The sequence below is a fragment of the Anatilimnocola aquadivae genome, assembly GCF_049819085.1.
In the GTDB taxonomy this organism is placed as follows: domain Bacteria; phylum Planctomycetota; class Planctomycetia; order Pirellulales; family Pirellulaceae; genus Anatilimnocola.
Map to the genome: position 1 here is coordinate 7,454,352 of NZ_CP187419.1, position 17,594 is coordinate 7,471,945.

At 58.9% G+C, this 17,594-nt stretch carries 13 protein-coding genes; 6 read left to right on the forward strand and 7 right to left on the reverse strand.

The window, feature by feature from the left end; all coding sequences use genetic code 11:
* Positions 1 to 8 precede the first annotated feature (8 nt).
* Together NA78x_RS29545 and NA78x_RS29550 are read right to left on the reverse strand one after the other, a co-directional pair.
* A complete protein-coding gene (locus NA78x_RS29545) occupies positions 9 to 845 on the reverse strand; it encodes a hypothetical protein (RefSeq protein WP_425615973.1) in 837 nt (278 codons plus the stop codon).
* Between the two features lie 38 nt (positions 846 to 883).
* On the reverse strand, positions 884 to 1,999 hold the full coding sequence (locus NA78x_RS29550; RefSeq protein WP_425615974.1) for a D-TA family PLP-dependent enzyme: 1,116 nt from the start codon (positions 1,997 to 1,999) through the stop codon (positions 884 to 886).
* A 176-nt stretch (positions 2,000 to 2,175) separates the two neighbouring features.
* Here NA78x_RS29550 and NA78x_RS29555 point away from each other — a divergent pair, with 176 nt between their 5' ends.
* Both NA78x_RS29555 and NA78x_RS29560 read left to right on the forward strand, forming a co-directional pair.
* A complete protein-coding gene (locus tag NA78x_RS29555; protein ID WP_425615975.1) occupies positions 2,176 to 2,511 on the forward strand; it encodes a DUF4160 domain-containing protein in 336 nt (111 codons plus the stop codon).
* A 27-nt stretch (positions 2,512 to 2,538) separates the two neighbouring features.
* A complete protein-coding gene (locus NA78x_RS29560; RefSeq protein ID WP_425619487.1) occupies positions 2,539 to 2,763 on the forward strand; it encodes a DUF2442 domain-containing protein in 225 nt (74 codons plus the stop codon).
* 42 nt (positions 2,764 to 2,805) lie between these two features.
* On the opposite strand, the gene NA78x_RS29565 is transcribed toward NA78x_RS29560, so the two are convergent.
* Both NA78x_RS29565 and NA78x_RS29570 read right to left on the reverse strand, forming a co-directional pair.
* On the reverse strand, positions 2,806 to 4,257 hold the full coding sequence (locus tag NA78x_RS29565; RefSeq protein WP_425615976.1) for a DUF1501 domain-containing protein: 1,452 nt from the start codon (positions 4,255 to 4,257) through the stop codon (positions 2,806 to 2,808).
* A gap of 69 nt (positions 4,258 to 4,326) precedes the next feature.
* On the reverse strand, positions 4,327 to 6,873 hold the full coding sequence (locus NA78x_RS29570; protein ID WP_425615977.1) for a PSD1 and planctomycete cytochrome C domain-containing protein: 2,547 nt from the start codon (positions 6,871 to 6,873) through the stop codon (positions 4,327 to 4,329).
* Between the two features lie 156 nt (positions 6,874 to 7,029).
* Here NA78x_RS29570 and NA78x_RS29575 point away from each other — a divergent pair, with 156 nt between their 5' ends.
* Both NA78x_RS29575 and NA78x_RS29580 read left to right on the forward strand, forming a co-directional pair.
* Positions 7,030 to 8,298, forward strand: coding sequence for an ROK family protein (locus NA78x_RS29575; RefSeq protein ID WP_425615978.1), 1,269 nt, complete (start codon positions 7,030 to 7,032; stop codon positions 8,296 to 8,298).
* Positions 8,299 to 8,458: 160 nt separating this feature from the next.
* A complete protein-coding gene (locus NA78x_RS29580) occupies positions 8,459 to 9,874 on the forward strand; it encodes a DUF481 domain-containing protein (RefSeq protein ID WP_425615979.1) in 1,416 nt (471 codons plus the stop codon).
* On the opposite strand, the gene NA78x_RS29585 is transcribed toward NA78x_RS29580, so the two are convergent.
* Complete coding sequence (locus tag NA78x_RS29585) at positions 9,871 to 10,065, reverse strand: hypothetical protein (protein WP_425615980.1); 195 nt, start codon at positions 10,063 to 10,065, stop codon at positions 9,871 to 9,873. The genes NA78x_RS29580 and NA78x_RS29585 overlap by 4 nt on opposite strands.
* Positions 10,066 to 10,140: 75 nt before the next feature.
* Here NA78x_RS29585 and NA78x_RS29590 point away from each other — a divergent pair, with 75 nt between their 5' ends.
* Together NA78x_RS29590 and NA78x_RS29595 are read left to right on the forward strand one after the other, a co-directional pair.
* Positions 10,141 to 12,147 (forward strand): YjhG/YagF family D-xylonate dehydratase, encoded by a 2,007-nt coding sequence (locus NA78x_RS29590; protein ID WP_425615981.1) that lies wholly within the window; start codon positions 10,141 to 10,143, stop codon positions 12,145 to 12,147.
* A 385-nt stretch (positions 12,148 to 12,532) separates the two neighbouring features.
* Positions 12,533 to 14,302, forward strand: coding sequence for a hypothetical protein (locus NA78x_RS29595; RefSeq protein ID WP_425615982.1), 1,770 nt, complete (start codon positions 12,533 to 12,535; stop codon positions 14,300 to 14,302).
* A gap of 1 nt (position 14,303) precedes the next feature.
* Here NA78x_RS29595 and NA78x_RS29600 read toward each other — a convergent pair whose 3' ends face one another.
* Both NA78x_RS29600 and NA78x_RS29605 read right to left on the reverse strand, forming a co-directional pair.
* A complete protein-coding gene (locus tag NA78x_RS29600) occupies positions 14,304 to 16,208 on the reverse strand; it encodes a hypothetical protein (protein WP_425615983.1) in 1,905 nt (634 codons plus the stop codon).
* Between the two features lie 191 nt (positions 16,209 to 16,399).
* Positions 16,400 to 17,569: a zinc-dependent alcohol dehydrogenase gene (locus NA78x_RS29605; RefSeq protein ID WP_425615984.1), complete on the reverse strand. Its 1,170-nt coding sequence runs from the start codon at positions 17,567 to 17,569 to the stop codon at positions 16,400 to 16,402.
* Positions 17,570 to 17,594: the final 25 nt, after the last annotated feature.

Sequence of the window (17,594 nt, forward strand, 5' to 3'; positions counted from 1 at the left end):
ACAAAAAGCTATCGATAGAAATCAACCCACTGCAGGTCGATCTGCGGTGGATTGTCGGCGAAGAGCTTGGCGGGCAACTCAATCTCGAAGTAGCCATTCTCCAGCGGAACCTTGGGCTCCGTCTTGCCGGTCGAGACGAGGCGAGCTTTCAGATAGAGCGGATCGGCGGGCTCTAGCACGGCCTGGCGATTGCCGGAAGACAGTTCGCAGTGAGACTTCGGCTCCCCGCTGCTGGGGACCGAGCAGTTCAGCGAGAAGTTGTCCTTCTTCACCGAGAACGACTCAAGGCCTTTCAATCGCAAGCGAACGACGATGCTCTTGGGCCATGCGTCGCTAGTACGTTTGATCGTGTTGCGATCAATGCCCCGCTCACAGCGAACATCGATGACCGTACGTTCGCCTTCGGCTGCAATGACGATGCTGGTTCCCAGCTGCGTTTCGCTGGCTGAGATTGTGGGCGAATCAGTCGTCGCGGACTTGGGCTCGCTCGCAATGCCTCCCTGACCAAGGTCCCGCTTGGCTGCGGCCCCCTTCAAGCTTTTGACGGTCACGATCCAGCGCTCTCGCACTTCGACACCCGCGCGGCGATCCAGTGTGCCGCTAACGGCCACTTGCTGGCCGCTGAGTTTCTCCGCGGCCGCGTGCAGCGCTTTGTCTTTGCCGAAATCAAGTTCCCAGGTGATTCCCTTCGCCGTGATGGTGCTGCCCGTGGTCTCGCCGCCAATCGCCGAGAGGCCCGTCGCCAGCGCTCCTACCACATTCACTTCGATGGAGTCATCGGCCGCGTGAACTGCTGTGAGCAGCAACAGACCACCACAGACTGCCAACAAACCTGGTCGCAGCATGACTCGACACTCCATTTTCTTTAAGAGAGGCTTCCTAGCTAAATCGTCAGTACCCGATCGCGTGCCGTCACGTCCCACGTATCGACGAGCTTACCATCAGCGACGACGTAGACCGACTTGTGCAGTGCCGAAGTGGGACAGACGTGCCGAGGAATGGCGAGCAGTTCGTCGCCGGGTGCAAACTCCGCTGCGCGCGAAGTCTCCAGCACGAGATGCTCTTCGTTCTGCAACACCGCCACGGCGTCGGGCAGGTCAGGAAATGCCAGACGCTTGCCAGCGGGTGGATCAGAAGCAACGGCCTTGTAGCCGAGGTCGGTGGTCACGCGATTCGGCGTCGGTCTACTGATGACGCGTGTAAACAGCAGTGCGGCGGGTGTGAACTTCAGGTCGGGAAACATCTCACCGTAACCGGCATCGTGAAAGACGATGGTCCCGGGACTCAGTTCCAGCGCCGGGTCGTTAAGCGAAGCAAAGATGGGGAATGAGCCGGTGCCACCAGCCAGGATACGCGGTACGGAGTAACCAGCTGCGACGAGTTCATCTCGCAACTTGGCGGCGGGATTCCAAACAGCCATCACCGCTTCTCGGCGGGCTGCGGCATCGGTCTGATGATTCTGCCCATCGTACAAGTGGAAGCCACCGGGCAGCAGTCCCTTGGTTCCGGCGATCGTTTTGTAGAGCTCGAACGCTTGTGGACCGGCGGGCAAGCCCGTGCGATGTTGTCCGCTGTCGATATCGACAAGGACTTCAATCTGCACGTTCGCCGCCGCGGCCGCTTGCCCCAACAGCGCCACAGGCTGCGGATGATCGGCAGTGACAGCCAGTTTCACGTTCGGGAACTGCTGCTTGAATCGCACCACGCGGGCGATGTTCGGTCCAACGGGATTGTAAGCGAGCACGATGTCCGGCACGCCAGCGGTCGCGAGCATTTCCGCTTCGGCCAGGGTCGCGCACTTGTGCTTGGCAATGCCCGCAGCTAGTTCTAACTTGGTGACGGCCGGCATCTTGTGCGTTTTGCAATGCGGCCGCAAACGTGCCGGGTTACCGGCAATCCGCAGCATCTCGCGCAGGTTGCTTTCCACCAATTCACGAAAGACGATCATCGACGGCGAGATGATTTGGCTGGTATTGGCAATGGCGTAGATCGGGTTCATGGCGACAGAGGGAGCGAATGGGTGACGGGGCGAGCAGCAGAATAGGAGATGATACTGCCCATTCTGCTATGGGAGCAATTCGGTAGACTCATGTGCAGGTGGATCTCGCTAATCCACTACTCCGCATTACAGCGCGCAAATCACCTGAATCGAGCTGTCGTTGAAGATCAATCCAGATGATTAAATTGCCGCTGTTTACGCTTGGCTCTATGATTCTACCGAGCCAGCCAATCGCACTTTTCTGCGAGCGAACAATGCCAGAGATTTCGAGGTTTCGCGGAATATCCATTCGCATGTATTATCGAGATCATGCTCCACCTCATTTTCATGCCGCGATCGGCGACCATGAGATTCTTGTGGAGATCGACTCAGGAGACATCGCCGGACGGTTCCCGAAGGGTTCGCTCGTATCGGTACTCGAATGGTATGAATTGCATGTTGCCGAGTTGCAAGCAAACTGGGAGCTCGCGCGCCAAGAACTTCCGCTCAACTCAATCGCGCCACTGGAATAGACAATGTTCATTCACATCACCAATGCTATGTATCTGAGTGGCCATCGATTGCACTTGTGGTTCAATGACGGAACCGAGGGCGAAGTCGATTTGGCGCAACAACTCGATGGGCCAATCTTCGCTCCGCTCAGACAAGCTGACTACTTCCGGCAATTTCAACTTGCCGGACACACAGTGACTTGGCCCAACGGCGCAGATTTCGCGCCGGAGTACCTGCACGAATTGGTGCAGGCATCAACAACTGCAAGATGAGCATGGTTAGATTAACCTTGCTCTATCAAACCGTTCGATTGCTTACGCCATCAACTCGCGAATGGGCTCTGCCCCTTCGACGCCCACGAGTTTCTGGTCGAGGCCGCCGTAGAAGTAGGTGAGGCGATCGGGATCGAGCCCCATCAGTTCGAGGATGGTGGCATGTAGGTGTTTGACGTGGAAAGGCTTCTCGACGGCTGCAGCGCCGATTTCATCGGTCGTACCGACGCTCACGCCGCCTTTCACGCCGCCGCCAGCCATCCACATGGTAAAGCCGTAGGCGTTGTGATCGCGGCCCGTACCCTTTTCGTATTCAGCCGTGGGCTGACGACCGAACTCGCCACCCCACACGATGAGTGTGCTATCGAGCAGGCCGCGCTGCCGCAGATCTTCGATGAGTGCCGCGATGGGCTTATCGGTTTCACCAGCATGCAGGTTGTGGTTGTGAACCAGGTCGCCGTGGGCATCCCAGTTGTCGTCGTTGTGGGCGCCGCCGGAATAGAGTTGCACGAAGCGCACTCCTCGCTCGACCAGCCGCCGCGCCATCAAGCACTGACGACCGAAGGTCGACGTCTTTTTGTCGTTCAGGCCGTACATCTCTTGCGTCTTCTCGGTTTCGTCCGAGAGATCGGTGGCTTCCGGCGCCGAAGATTGCATCTTGAACGCCAACTCGTAGCTGGCGATGCGCGCGGCGAGTGCCTGGTGATTGTCGTTCGCTGCCATGTGCTCGTCGTTGTAATTGCGCAGCGTATCGAGCAGGCGCCGCTGTTCGGCTTCCGTCATTCCCTTCTGGCGAGCCAGATCGAGAATGGGCGTGCCTTGCGAGCGGAACATCGTTCCTTCGTACTGGGCCGGCATGTAGCCGCTGCTCCAGTTCTTGGCCCCGCTGATCGGGCCGCCTCGCGGGTCGAGCATCACGACGAAGCCCGGTAGGTTTTCGTTCACACTACCCAAGCCATAGTTGAGCCACGAGCCGATGCACGGTGCTCCGCTGAGGATCTTGCCCGTGTTCATCTGAATCATCGCCGAGCCGTGAATGGGCGAATCGGCGGTCATCGAATGCAGGAACGCGATGTCGTCGACGTTCTTGGCTAGGTTAGGAAACAGGTCGCTGACCCACTTGCCACATTCGCCGTACTGATTGAACTTCCAGCGCGGCTCGACGATGCGGCCTTGGTTCTTGTGCCCGCCGCGACCAAACGTCTTCACGTTGATCGTCTTGTTGTCCATGCCGATCATCGCCGGCTTGTAATCGAATGTGTCCATGTGGCTGGGGCCGCCGTACATGTACAAAAAGATCACGCTCTTCGCCTTCGCCGGCTTGTGCGGCTTCTTCGGCGCGAGCGGATTGGCAAACGCAGGCTTACTCTCAGCGCCCGACACCGTCCGCGCAAAGTCGTTCCCCATCATGCCGGCCAGCGCCAGGCCCGTGAAGCCCGCGCCCGTTTGCCAGATGAATTCCCGTCGCGTCCGTCCGCAAAAGTTTTTGGTCATGGTGATTTTCCTATTAGCAACCCGACGCGTAAGCGAGGGGAAATGGAATGGCGACGTCGATGGAAGGAATCAATCCAAAAACACAAACTCATTCAAATTCAAGGTCAGCAGGCAGAAGCGTTCGAGCGCGAGTTCGGCGGAGAGCTTGTCTTGCTCTTGAGAGTCACGCAGGAACTGCAATCCACGGCTGATCTCTTTTTCATGTGGTTCACGCTGCAGAGCACGGCGCAAGGCCTGCCGAACTTGTTGCTGAGGCTCGGGGGAGTCTTTTTGCAACTGCGCAGCGAACTCGCGAGCTTGCGAGTGCATGAACTGGCCATTGATCATGCCGAGCGCTTGCGTGGGCTGTGTCGTGGTAAAGCGAACCGGGCAAGGCGAATCGGGATCGGGAGCATCGAAGACGGTCAGAATCGGCAAACCAAGCGACCGCTTGATGTGTACATACACGCTGCGGCCGGCGGCCTCTTCGGGCGATGACTTTTCCCAACCCTTGCCAGGCTGCGATTGTCCCGCGAGCACTTCGGCGGGAATGAACGGATAAATACTCGGCCCTTCGCTCTTCTTCAGGTTCAAGTTGCCACTCACGGCCAGCACCGAATCGCGAATCTCTTCGGCTGTTAAGCGACGCAGGTCGAAGTGCGAATAGAGATCGTTTTCGGGATCCTTCAGCTTCGCTTCGGGAGTTGTTTCGCTCCCCATGCGGAACGTGTTCGAGGTGAGCAGCAATTTGTGGAACGCCTTGAACTTCATCCCGCTGTCCACGAATTCGCTGGCTAGATAGTCAAGCAATTCGGGATGCGTCGGCGGCGTGCCCATGTAGCCGAAGTTGCTCGACGAGCGCACGAGCCCGCGGCCAAAATGGTATTGCCACACGCGATTCACCATGACGCGCGAGGTGAGTTGGTTCTTCGGGCTGGCGATCCAATCGGCGAGCACGCGGCGACGGCCCGAACTGCGACCGTTATCGGCGGGCTTAATCTCGGGTGTCGGTGGCATGTCTTCAGAAAACAGAACCGAGGGAAATCCGGGCTCAACCTTATCGCCATGGTTTTGTGGGTTGCCGCGCAACAGCACGAAGGTCTCTTTCGGCTTCGCACCACTTTCGGAAACGACGAGTGCCATCTCGCCCGACTTGGGCGGGTTGCGGCGAAGTTGCTCTCGTTCGCGGAATTTTGAGCGGTACGTTTCGAAGACATCCTTGGCGATAGTTTCCGGTGAATACTTGCGGAACAGTTCCACCTTGCGATTGTCATGCTTGAAGTCGTCGATCTCGCCACCCTTCAAGTGTGGCTTGAGCAGTTCATCCATCTCGGCGATGGTTTTATCGAGCTCGCGAATCTTGCCTTTGTATTCTTCGAGCGTGTCTTGATGCTGCTTCTCGGCGTCAGGGGCCGCAATGCTGCGGAGCGAACCGCCGCCGTTATCAAAGTGCTTCACGCCATGAAAGAAAGCCATCATGCGGTAATAATCCCGCTGAGGAATCGGATCGATTTTGTGATCGTGGCAGCGACAGCAATTCACCGTCAGGCCGAGAAATGTATTGCTGGTTGTGGCCACGATGTCATCGAGGCCGTCGTAATAAGCCAGCTGACGATCGGCCGGTTCGTCGTCCCACAAACCCAGCCGATAGTAGCCCGTGGCGATCAGCGAGTCGGTGGTCACTTGGTCGAGTTCATCACCGGCCAACTGCTCGCGGATGAATTGGTCGTAGGGCTTGTCGGAATTGAACGAGCGGATGACGTAATCGCGGTAACGCCACACAAACGGCTTCGGATTGTCCCGCTCAAAGCTGTTGGTCTCGGCGTAACGGACCAGGTCGAGCCAATGGCGCCCCCAATGCTCGCCATAGTGACGCGATTCGAGCAAGCGATCGACAACCTTTTCGTAAGCATCGGTCGAGTCGTCTCTCAAAAAGGCTTCGACTTCGGCCGGCGTCGGCGGCAAACCGGTCACGCTGTAGTAAGCGCGGCGCAGCAACGTGGCTTTGTCGGCAGGCGCGGCGGGCTGGAAGCCTTTGGCTTCGAGCGACGAGAGAATGAACGCATCGATCGGGTTGCGAACCCAAGCCTTCTCTTTCACTGCGGGGATTGCTGGACGAGTGATGGGGCGAAACGCCCAAAAGTTGCGAGCTTCGTCATCGACAACCGGCGCGCCATGTCGCTTCAATGTCGCGCCGACGAGTTTGTCGGAATAAGGCAGCCCCATCTTCACCCAGCGGGTGAGGATCTCGATCTGCGATTGTGGCAGCTTGCCTTTAGGCGGCATCTCGAGCCCGCCGTAGTTGATAGCGTCAATGAGACTGCTCTGTTCTGGCTTGCCCGGTGTGGCACCGGCGTCGCCACTTTCGCCACCCTTCAAAATGGCTTCACGGCTGGTGAGTTTGAACTCGCCTTGCACCTTCGGCTCGCCCCCGTGGCACGAGAGACAGTTAGCCCGCAAGATCGGAAAGACTTCCTTTTCGAAGAAGGTGACATCAGCAGCGGGAAATTCTGTCTTGGCTGTGGGCTCTGCTTTGACCTCGGGCTCCGCGGCCGCGACGAACGAAGCGGTGAAGATTGCATTCAGAGCGCAGACGCCGGCAAACAGGCCGCTGGTAAGCAAGCGAGACATCAGCATGAGAGATTCACCTGGCGGGAATGGGTCGGAAGGAGAGGATTGCCCATTTACTTTCGTTCAGTCTGAAAATAATATAACGAGAGCTCACGCTACAGGCAACCGATTTCCCGCCGGAAGCTGACCGCGGGTCGTTTCTCTCCCTTTGTCGGTTCATTCATGGTACCGCCTCGCTCTGCTGACCACACGTCGCTTTTTTTGAATGGCGGCAAGCCGAAAGGCGCTCGAAATAGCGGCGCTCAGTCGTCGCTGTTGCGGCAACTCAACACGCGCGAAGTGCTGACGGCCTTGCAGCGTCACGGGCCCCTGTCGCGCGCCGAGATTGCCCGCCACACCGGCATCAGCGGACCGACGATCACGCGAACCGTGCTTGATCTGCTCGCGGGCAAATTATTGGAAGAAGGGGACCTGCCGCCAAGTGTCGACCCTGATACCAATCTGGCGAAGCTCAACAGCCAACGACCTGCGCTTGGTCGCCCCGGCAAAGTGTTGCGACTCGCGAGTGCTGCGGTTTCGGTGCAAGGGCTGGTGATTGGCGTCCAGCAGTGCGAACTGACGACTGCCGGCCTCGATGGTTCCTGGCAAGTCGAGCCCAAGACGTTTGCTACCCCCAAGCGCTACAACGACCTCGTCCGCAAAATTGTCGAGCAACTGGTGCGCTCGCGCGATCTGAGCAAGACGAGTGTTCTCGGCGTGGGCATCAGCATTCCCGGTTTGCTCCGCCGGCAAGACATGCGGACGCTGGTTTCGCCCAACTTGCATCAAACCGATGGCCAGCAGTTGGGTGTCGATGTTTCGGAACGGTTACAGTCGCTCGGTCTGAGCCACGAAGTGGTGCTGCTGCAAGAGACCCAGGCGCTTTGCCTGGGCGAACGGATGTACGGCGCGGCTCGCGAGATCCACGACTTTGCCATGGTCGATCTGACCGATGGTCTCGGTCTGGGCGTGGTGCAAGGTGGACAGTTCGTCGAGGGGAGCAACGGGCTCGCTGGTGAACTGGGCCATATTACCGTCGACATTCACGGCCGCCTGTGTGGCTGCGGCAATCATGGCTGCCTGGAAACCGTGGCCACCGATGCGGCCCTGGCTGCCGCCATTTCCGCCAAACAGCGGCGACAACTGTCGCTGGCCGAATGGCTGCCGCTGATTCAAGCGGGCGATGTGGATATCGAAGAAGAGCTCAGCGAATGGCTCGATTACTTGTCCGTCGGTCTGGCGGCGGTGATCAATCTCTTCAATCCCAGCAGGCTGTTCGTGCATGGCCATGCCCTGGATGCCGCGCCGGATCTGTTCGAGCGCGTTCATCGACAAACGGCCAAACGGGCTCTGGCTCCCTCACTGGCCGATTGCCAGATCATTCGCGCGCAAGGCAGCAAGCGGCACGGTGCTGTCGCCGCCATCATTCAGCAGTTAACGGGTGGCAGGTAGCTCGTAGCGGGTTACCTTAGAACTTCTCTTCACTCGTCTGCAGTTCCCTGCTATTGTCCGCCCGTCGTTCCCGACCAGCGGGATGCTTGTGCGCGCACGAATCAAGCGCCACAGCGTTCACTGCTTTTCCGAAACTTACTGATTTGCGCGGACACCTGTCATGAAGACGGTTCGGCACGATGCGCTGCTCCTGAGGGTGCGGCCACCGAAGGCTCAGCTACCGAATACTTGGCTACCGCTCTGCCTGGGCGTGCTCATTGCCGTAGTGAATTGTACGATCGCCTCTGCTCAAGATCCGCAGCCTCAAGAGATTCGGCTGGATGGTCCTTTCCGCTTGCCGACGCCGCCTTACGCCGTCGACTCCAGTGTGCCAACTTACGCCAATCCTTATGGCAATCCGTACGCCAACCAGTCTGCTCCCGTGCAACAACAGCAGCAGACTGCGCCCGTTCCTGCCCAGCCAGTGAATGGCCCGGTCTTTGCGCCGTACATGCCAGTTCCCTATCAGACCTCGCCCTATCAGACGCCACTTTATCAAACTGGGCCTTATACCGATCCCAATCAGGCCGCGCCGTATCAGCCTTATCAACTGGCTCCGTTTCAGGCGGCCCCGCCACCGGCGTATGCAGCGCCGCAGTTCAATGCTCCACAGAATGGACCAGCGCCCTATCAGCTGCCGACTCCGCCGGCTGACTATCAGCAACCATCTCAACAACCTTACCAACAGCCGCAAGTTCCCACTTATCAGCCGCCCACTGCGCAGCAGTTGCCGCCGGCTCCTCCGGTTTCGCCCTCGCCCGCTGCCGCACCGGCCGAAGTGAAGCCGCCGGTCGAAGTCGTGCCCACTCCACCTCCAGCGGAGAAGTCGACCGCGCCGCTCCTCGTCGAAGAGTCAGGCTGGGGTTCGTGGGCTCCCAAGGTTCTCGACCCCTGGGAAGGCAGCGTGGAGTTGGGCATGAACGGCACCGATGGTAACAGTCAGACGTTTAACATTCGCTTCGGCGTCACGGCCAAGCATAAGACCGAGACCTTTGTGCAGTCGGTCCAGCTGACGTCTATTCAGAAATCGGCAAACGGCAACACCACGGCCAACACGGCGCTGCTCGATGGCCGCCTCGAATGGCCCATGCCCAACTCGCGGCTCAACTACTTCATTCACGGTCTCGCCGAATACGACGAATTCAAAGCGTTCGACGCGCGGCTCTCGGGCGATACGGGTTTCGGCTACGAGTTCATACAAAACGACATGACCACGCTCGTCGGCCGGTCGGGTATCGCGTTCTCGAACGAAATCGGCGGCCCCGATACGACGGTGCATCCCGAATTACTGTTCGGTGGCGAGTTCAAGCACAAGTTCAACCCGACCCACTCGATCAGCATGAAGGTCGACTACTATCCCGACGTTACCGAGTTCGGCGACTTCCGTCTCAACAGCCAGGCCTCGTGGGAACTGGCCCTGTCGCAAGCGTGGGGCATGAGCCTGAAGTTCAGCATCATCGACCGCTACGACAGCACGCCTCAAGGGGCCAAGCCGAACGACCTCGACTACAGCACGCTGCTGCTGTGGCAGTTCTAAACCGCGCCCTCGGGCAACCGAGCTGCATACTCGCGTACGTGGTCGCACTGGCTGCAGCGATAGACCTGCACCTTCCCCACAGTCTCGTCCATGCGCACGGCTTGCAACTGCAGTGCAAACCAGCGGCTGCACTGCGGACATATCCGCAGGAAGCCAGGACGCGGCGGCTCAGGCAGAATGGGAACTTTCATGTTCACCACGATACTGCTCGGGCCAGATTACAATCAACCTTTCTCCACCCGCCTCAACGCTTTCCTTGAACCGCCATGCCTACTCCTGCTCCGCTTCTCTCGCTCGAAGATTTGCTCGCCGTGCCGAATGAGCAGATCGATACGATTCGCACGCATGCCCAAGGACCGCAGGGCGAGTTGCCGCTCAGCGATACGATGCTACGGGAGTGGTCGAGCGGGGACCTATTCGGCCTGACACAAAATGCTGGCATGGGTTGGTCGCCGCAAGAATTGCTCGGGCCGCAGTACCTGATCTTGAGCACGCAGGGCGGCGTCCGCGCGCCCGATGGCACCCCCATCGCGCTTGGCTATCACACGGGGCACTGGGAAGTCGGCCTGCTCGTTCAAGCAGCGGCCCGCGAAATCAAAGCCCTCGGCGGTGTTCCCTTCGCCGGGCACGTTTCCGATCCTTGCGATGGCCGGACGCAGGGAACGGTCGGCATGTTCGACAGCTTGCCCTATCGCAACGATGCAGCCATCGTCTTACGGCGACTCATTCGTTCGCTGCCGCAGCGGCAGGGCATCGTCGGCGTCGCGACCTGCGACAAAGGCTTGCCGGCGATGATGCTTGCCCTCGCCGGCACCTCGCAGTTCCCCAGCGTGATCGTTCCCGGCGGTGTCACCTTGCCGCCCAGCGAAGGCGAAGACGCCGGCAAAGTGCAGACGATCGGCGCGCGGTACGTGCAAGGCGAGATGTCGCTCCACGATGCGGCCGTCGCCGGTTGTGCCGCCTGTGCGACGCCCGGAGGTGGCTGCCAATTCCTGGGGACCGCAGCCACTTCGCAAGTCGTGGCCGAGGCCCTTGGCATGGCATTGCCCCATTCGGCACTCGCTCCCAGCGGCCAACCGATCTGGCTCGACTTGGCAACTCGCAGTGCCAAAGCCGTGCATCAACTGGCCAGCCGCAAACTTGCCCTGAAAGACATCCTCACCGAGAAGAGCCTGCACAACGCGATGGTCGTGCATGCAGCCTGTGGCGGCTCGACGAACTTGCTGCTGCACGTACCGGCGGTCGCGCATGCTGCTGGATTGCGTCGTCCGACTGCAGCCGACTGGAGCGAGATCAATCGCCGCGTTCCTCGCTTTGTTTCGGTTTTGCCGAATGGCCCCGTCGCGCATCCCACGGTGCGGATGTTCCTCGCCGGCGGTGTGCCAGAGATCATGCTGCACCTGCGAGTCCTCGGCCTGCTGGAACTCGACGCGCTCACGGTCACCGGTCACACCTGGGGTGATGTGCTCGATTGGTGGGAGAAGTCGTCGCGCCGGCAAATGGTTCGCCAGGTGCTCCAAGAGCGCGACGGCATTTTGCCCGACGATGTCATCATCCCACCCGCCGAAGCCAAACGTCGCGGGCTCACCAGCACCGTCTGTTTTCCGCACGGCAACATCTGCCCGGAAGGTTCCGTCATCAAGGCCACCTCGATCGATCCGGTCGTGGTCGATGCCGACGGCGTCTATCGCAAAACGGGACCGGCCCGCGTCTTCACCAGCGAGCGCGAAGCCATCAAAGCGGTAAAGGGGCAAACACCGAACCCGATCAAGCCGGGCGATATTCTCGTGCTGATTGGTCGCGGGCCGATGGGCTCGGGCATGGAAGAGACCTACCAAATCACGTCGGCTCTCAAGTTCCTGAAGTGGGGACGCGAGGTGGCCGTCGTCACCGACGCGCGCTTCTCGGGCGTCAGCACCGGGGCCTGCATCGGCCACGTCGGTCCCGAAGCACTCGCCGGCGGACCCATCGGCAAGGTTCGCGACGGCGACATCATCCAGATCATTGTCGACCGCAACAACCTCGAAGGGACCGTCAACTGGATTGGCGATGGGGTAACCAGTTACTCGGCTGAAGAAGGTGCCCTGATCCTCGCCGCCCGCGAACCTCGCGCTGATCTCGCCCCCGACAAAGACCTGCCTGCGGATACGCGCCTCTGGGCCGCGCTGCAACGCGCCGGCGGCGGCACTTGGGGAGGCTGTGTCTATGACGTCGACAAGATCATCGCCACGCTCGCCGCGGGTGAAGCAGCACTAGCCAGCCAGAAGTCTTAGCGCCGGATTTCGTAACTTACGTCGCTGCCGGGCTCGCCAAGTTAGACCAACTTGTTCAACTTCGCGGCCCTGGCTGGACGCAAAATCGCTGCCAACACCGAGAGTTGCGCTGTCTGCTGCCCCACCAGGCACTCAATTGCTGAACACCCCCCTTTTGCGGTTCGGCGACGTAAGTCCAATGGCGTTATTCACGCTCACGCCGACCAGCCCCGCCTTTTTGGGTGACATCGGCCCAACACTCTTGTAACATTTCCGCTGCCCGTGCGCTTAGGTGGTTGCCCCCGTGTCTCCCGGCAACCTGCGCCGGGCGTGAGTGAGCAAACGAGAATCGACTCTGCCAGCCGATTCTCGCGTCGCGGTCTCTAGCGAAATTCAAGGATTACCGATGAGCGATTCGCACGATCGAAGCTGGCACCGAACCTTCATTTTCACCACGTCGCCCGTCAGCCCTCAGGCCGATGCGTGCCGCTGTAACCAAACGAACGGCCAGCAGCAAACCGAACTGAACCAGGTCGATGTGAATCAAGGTCCGTCTTCCAAGGTGATGAAGACGCCGCGCAAAATCACGGAACAAGATCGGAAGCAATTTGCCGAACTGTTCGGCGTCACGTACATCCAAGGACAACAGCCCTCGGACTACGAAATCTTGAAGTTCGAGGAGTCGCGCAAGCAGCAGTCGGTGAACAATGCAGCTCCGGCACCGAAGGCTGCTCAACCGCACGTTACTCCCGGTCAACGTCACCACGCCTACTTCAGCGACGGCGATCAACTGACTCCCACCGTCATCGAAGAGAAGCAGGGACAATCGTTCAGCAAGTACGCGACCGACTGGGAAAAGGCCAAGAGCAAGCTCGTCAGCTCCAACAATGAATACATCCCGATCGTGGACAAGGATCTAGTCGTGATCGGCCACTACGGACACGCCAATGCGGAAGAACTGCAGATTCCGGAAGGCTTGGTCCGGGGCGAAGGTCGGATCGGCAACATGGACCAGGCCCTGGCTCGCACCGATGTGTATGTCGTGCTGCCTCATCGCACCAAATCCGACTCCGGCAGTTCGTATATCAGCGGCTATACCAAAAAAGGCTACAGCCAGTTTCTCAGCGATTGGGAGAAGTTTGCCGTCCAGGCCGATATCGAAGGGATTGTGATCACCGCGCAGGGTTTGCCCAGCATCAATGGTCAGGCTGTGCCCGTCGACTACTCACCCGTCGATTTGATCGACGGCGCCTGGGCAATTCTGCGCATTGCCTTCAAGGTCGGCACGAAGATGGCCATGAAGACCATCATCAAGCGCGGCGCGAAGTCGGCCACGAAGACAGCTGCCAAAAAGACGGTGAAGAAGACCGCGGACGACATCATCGATCTCGTCTTCTCGCGCGGGTACGACGCGCGGATGGGGATTCCGGAAGAGCACTTACCCTTGCTCGTCGCCGCGGCGAAAGAAACCGATTCGATCGCGATCTTTCGCGCCAACAAAAGCGCGGCCAAAAACCTCATTCGCGATGGCTCCCCCGGCAAGCCCAAGATTTTCCAATTCAAAACCGATGCCAAGACGGGAGTGCTCACCGCTCAAACCGCCGACGACATCGCCCTCGTCAAACAGCACGGCTACTTTCTGGTGGAAGAAGGTGGCATCGCCCGCAGGTATCAAGGTGGCAAGGTCGTCGAGGAATTTACGCCGACACCGACTGCCCACTGGACCGTTGAGAAGAATCAGGTCATCGACTTTCAATCCAAAAAGCCGATCGTCGGCGACTATGACCTGCTGGGGGTCGCTCCCATGAAATCGAAAGGTTCCAACGTGGCGGGAGTGCCCGACGATGTGAAATCTGGCGATTGGACCGGCCCGCACGTCGAAGCCTATAAGAACGCAGCGAACCAACAATTGGGGCATCCACCGCGCGTGCTGCACGGGGCACAAGATCAATATGGCGGTGATGCCGAACACATCGGGCTGACCAAAGACACGGCGTACGCCATTTTCCCCGATGGCAGGATCCATATCATGGACAATCGTGAAGCGCAACAGAGATTCTACGACTACCTCGGTCGCAAACCCCAGGGCCAGAGCTATCCTCGCCCCAGTGGCAATGTCGATGTTCACGACGAAGTCGGTGCCATGCGACGAAAAAAGCAGCAGCAGGGCCGTTGAGTTATTTACCGATCACGCGTCGCAATTGATCGGAGATCTGCTTTTCGACCAGCTTCCGGTGCTCCGTTGCATTGCTGGTGACATGTTTGATTTCGACCAAGACGGATCGTTCCGCGCCTCGAAAGAGATAGACGTGCCCTGCGCGGACAGGAATGAATGAACGAGTGCCCGTTGTCTCGTCCGCTCCTGTTGTTACAGCTACGCTCTTTTTGATCATGGCCTTATCGGGAATCCGTTCGGCTTTGCTCAGATCTCGCTTCAGGGCGTCAGGCAAGCTCGTCTCGCCCAGGTCAGCCACTGACCATGATTCGCTTCCCGGCGAAAACAACAAAGTACGACCCTCGCCACGCAGCAGTATTGATTCTGGCAGTTCTTCCGGCAGCTTCATGGTTAGCGAATCGGACGAAGCAAGCTCACCGGGAACCATCGCTCTGGTTGCATAGTTGCCTGCTTGCAGAATCGGCGGATCCTCCGGACGCAAAGAGTTCATGATCGCGAATTGCGTCATTACAAACTCCGGTGGCGACAGATCGATCAAACCTGTGCTGGCCGTTTCGCCAGCCTTCAGTTCCAAGCGTTGAAAGTACTGATCGCGGCCGGGCGAGTAAGCGCTCACAAGATACTCGCCAGCAGGCAGCCGCAGATGGCTGTCTTCCGGCAACGAGGTGAGCTGCCGCAAATAGCTGGGAGTCGTCAACATTTCAGCTTCTGCCAGCTGCCAGCCAAACCAACCGGTTGGCCTGATTGGCAAGACCGATACCTCCGCCAATTCTTTGCCTGCGAACTCGGTACGCAGCTGATCGCTGAACTTCAGTTGCAATGTTGCTGTGTCGTTCGCTGCGGGCAACAAAAACCGGATGTCTCCGAGAACCAACGGCGTACTGTGCGACGTGAGCCTGATATCGTGCGGTAAATAGTTCGGCACCCGCAAGCTCAACGTCGGCGTTTGGGCGATATCGACATTGGTCACCAGGTAGCCGTCGGAGGCGATTCCTGCTTCGATATTCGAGTTGTAGTAAAGCTGATCCAACGCGTTCGCGTGGGGTGCCACGAGGCGGCCAATGACAAGACGTTCGGTCTGCTTGTTTCGTCCAGCCTCTGCGTAATAAACCTCACCGAGCAGCGACTCGGCTCGATGCGAACTGCTCTTCTGCAACTGAACGATCAGCGCTGCCACTTGCGAGCCGAGGTTTGCCGGTTCAGGCAGTGAGCGAATCTGAGAACAACTCAGCGCGTCGTGTGTCAGCGTGGAGTCCGGAATAGGTGTCTGGGTGGCAGTTGCACGATGTTCCAGGCCGAGGGAAAATACCACTGACTTTCCGACGAGCGAACTGGCAGCGACAAACTTACCAGGACTGGCCTCCAGCCGATCCCAATAGCGGAGAGGAATCAGTTGCTCGCGTCTGGAGGGCAGTAACTCTACCAACAGCGAGCCCAGCTTCGCGTCGTACGATTTCACCTTGCCGCCATATTTCCCGCTGCGAAGTCGCTGGTAGTGCGCCAAAAAGCTCGCTTCGCGAATTCGCTGCTCTTCCGCTTGCCGCATCCGTTCTGCCTCTTGCGATCTCCATTCAGTTTGTTGTCGCATCCATTCGGCATGTTCGCGTACCTGTGCGGCGGCCGCCTCTTTATTCTGCTCCACACGCACGGCATCCACAGCCGTGGGCGGTACAGGCCGGGATTTGTTCTTGATTGTCTCCCATTCAACATCCGAGGTGCGGGTCGGCGGGAGCGAGCTCTTCGGCTGTGGTTGAGCATTCGACGGACCCGGCGCGGAAGGCTGCGCGGGCACAGATCGAGGCTGAGGTGCTCGAGCAGGTGGCAGCGGTTGCGGAATTGCGGGAGCGGCTGCGCCCGGTTGGCGGCGAAAGCGTTGGGCGAGCACTTCAGTGTTGCCAACGAGCACGATTACTGCGCATCCAAACCAGAGACAGAGGTTCGAAACCCGTGTGGGATCGAGAACCCAGCACCTAATACACATGGTTCGTCCCTCGGCAGGTGAGACATTACGATGCAGCCAACGCTGCTTGCAATGTAACGATTACCGAGAGTGGAAGCCAAACAACTTTGCGCGGCGCATTCGCCACGCACGGTGACTTACGGCGTCAGCACGACTTTAATGCAACCATCCTTCTTATCGCGGAAGGTATTGTAGGCCTGCGGAGCATCGGCGAGTTTCACGCGGTGAGTGATGACAAATGAGGGATCGATGACGTTCTTCTCGATCATCTCCAGCAGCGGCTTCATGTATCGCTGCATGTGCGTCTGGCCAGTCTTCATCGTCAGGCCTTTGTTCATGAAGGCTCCGAACGGAAGTTTATCGGCGAGACCACCATAAGCGCCGGGAACCGAGATCGTGCCTGCCTTGCGACAACACTTGATGGCTTCGCTGACGGAGTGCATCTGGTCGGACGGCATCACCGCAGAACTCACTTGGTCAGCGATTGCGCCCAGCATGCTCCCCGCGTGAGCTTCGCAGCCCACGGCATCGATGCAGCGATCGGGACCGCGACCGCGAGTCATCTCTTGGAGCTGCGTATAGGTATCGACCTTGCTGAAGTCGATCGTTTCGGCGCGGCCTTGTAGCTCAGCCATTTTCAAGCGTTCGGGGACTCGGTCGATCGCAATCACGCGACCTGCCTTCATCATCCAGGCACTTTGAATGGCAAACTGACCGACGGGACCACAACCCCAAACCGCGACGGTGTCGCCCGGCTCAATTTCGGCGTTCTCGGCTGCCATGTATCCGGTGGGGAAGATATCGGAGAGAAACAACACCTTTTCATCCGACAGGTCCGATTCAATTTTCAGCGGTCCCACGTCGGCGAACGGCACTCGCAAGTATTCTGCTTGTCCGCCGGCAAAGCCGCCGAGCATGTGCGAAAAGCCAAACAGCCCGGCCGGCGAATGCCCCATGACCTTGGCAGCCATCGCGGCATTGGGATTGGACGTATCGCAGCAAGAATAAAGCTGCTTCTGGCAGAAATAACAACTACCACACGAAATGGTGAACGGAACGACGACGCGATCACCCTTCTTCAGGTTCTTCACGGCACTGCCGACTTCTTCGACGATGCCCATTGGTTCGTGGCCAAGCACATCGCCCGATTTCATCGTCGGCATAAAGCCGTTGAGCAGATGCAAGTCCGAGCCGCAGATGCCACTGGCCGTGATTCGGACAATGGCATCGCGCGGTTCTTGAATCTGCGGATCGTCGACATTATCGACTTGTACTTTTCCCGTTCCGTGCCAACAGAGAGCTTTCATCCCGCACCAATCCTTTGCGTACAAG

Bases quoted from the DNA above. Each gene is read 5' to 3' on its own strand.
- NA78x_RS29585 (WP_425615980.1), bottom strand. From the start codon at position 10,065: ATGAAAGTTCCCATTCTGCCTGAGCCGCCGCGTCCTGGCTTCCTGCGG.
- NA78x_RS29570 (WP_425615977.1), bottom strand. From the start codon at position 6,873: ATGCTGATGTCTCGCTTGCTTACCAGCGGCCTGTTTGCCGGCGTCTGC.
- NA78x_RS29545 (WP_425615973.1), bottom strand. From the start codon at position 845: ATGCTGCGACCAGGTTTGTTGGCAGTCTGTGGTGGTCTGTTGCTGCTC.
- NA78x_RS29580 (WP_425615979.1), top strand. From the start codon at position 8,459: ATGAAGACGGTTCGGCACGATGCGCTGCTCCTGAGGGTGCGGCCACCG.
- NA78x_RS29550 (WP_425615974.1), bottom strand. From the start codon at position 1,999: ATGAACCCGATCTACGCCATTGCCAATACCAGCCAAATCATCTCGCCG.
- NA78x_RS29560 (WP_425619487.1), top strand. From the start codon at position 2,539: ATGTATCTGAGTGGCCATCGATTGCACTTGTGGTTCAATGACGGAACC.
- NA78x_RS29590 (WP_425615981.1), top strand. From the start codon at position 10,141: ATGCCTACTCCTGCTCCGCTTCTCTCGCTCGAAGATTTGCTCGCCGTG.
- NA78x_RS29555 (WP_425615975.1), top strand. From the start codon at position 2,176: ATGATTAAATTGCCGCTGTTTACGCTTGGCTCTATGATTCTACCGAGC.
- NA78x_RS29595 (WP_425615982.1), top strand. From the start codon at position 12,533: ATGAGCGATTCGCACGATCGAAGCTGGCACCGAACCTTCATTTTCACC.
- NA78x_RS29605 (WP_425615984.1), bottom strand. From the start codon at position 17,569: ATGAAAGCTCTCTGTTGGCACGGAACGGGAAAAGTACAAGTCGATAAT.
- NA78x_RS29575 (WP_425615978.1), top strand. From the start codon at position 7,030: ATGGTACCGCCTCGCTCTGCTGACCACACGTCGCTTTTTTTGAATGGC.
- NA78x_RS29565 (WP_425615976.1), bottom strand. From the start codon at position 4,257: ATGACCAAAAACTTTTGCGGACGGACGCGACGGGAATTCATCTGGCAA.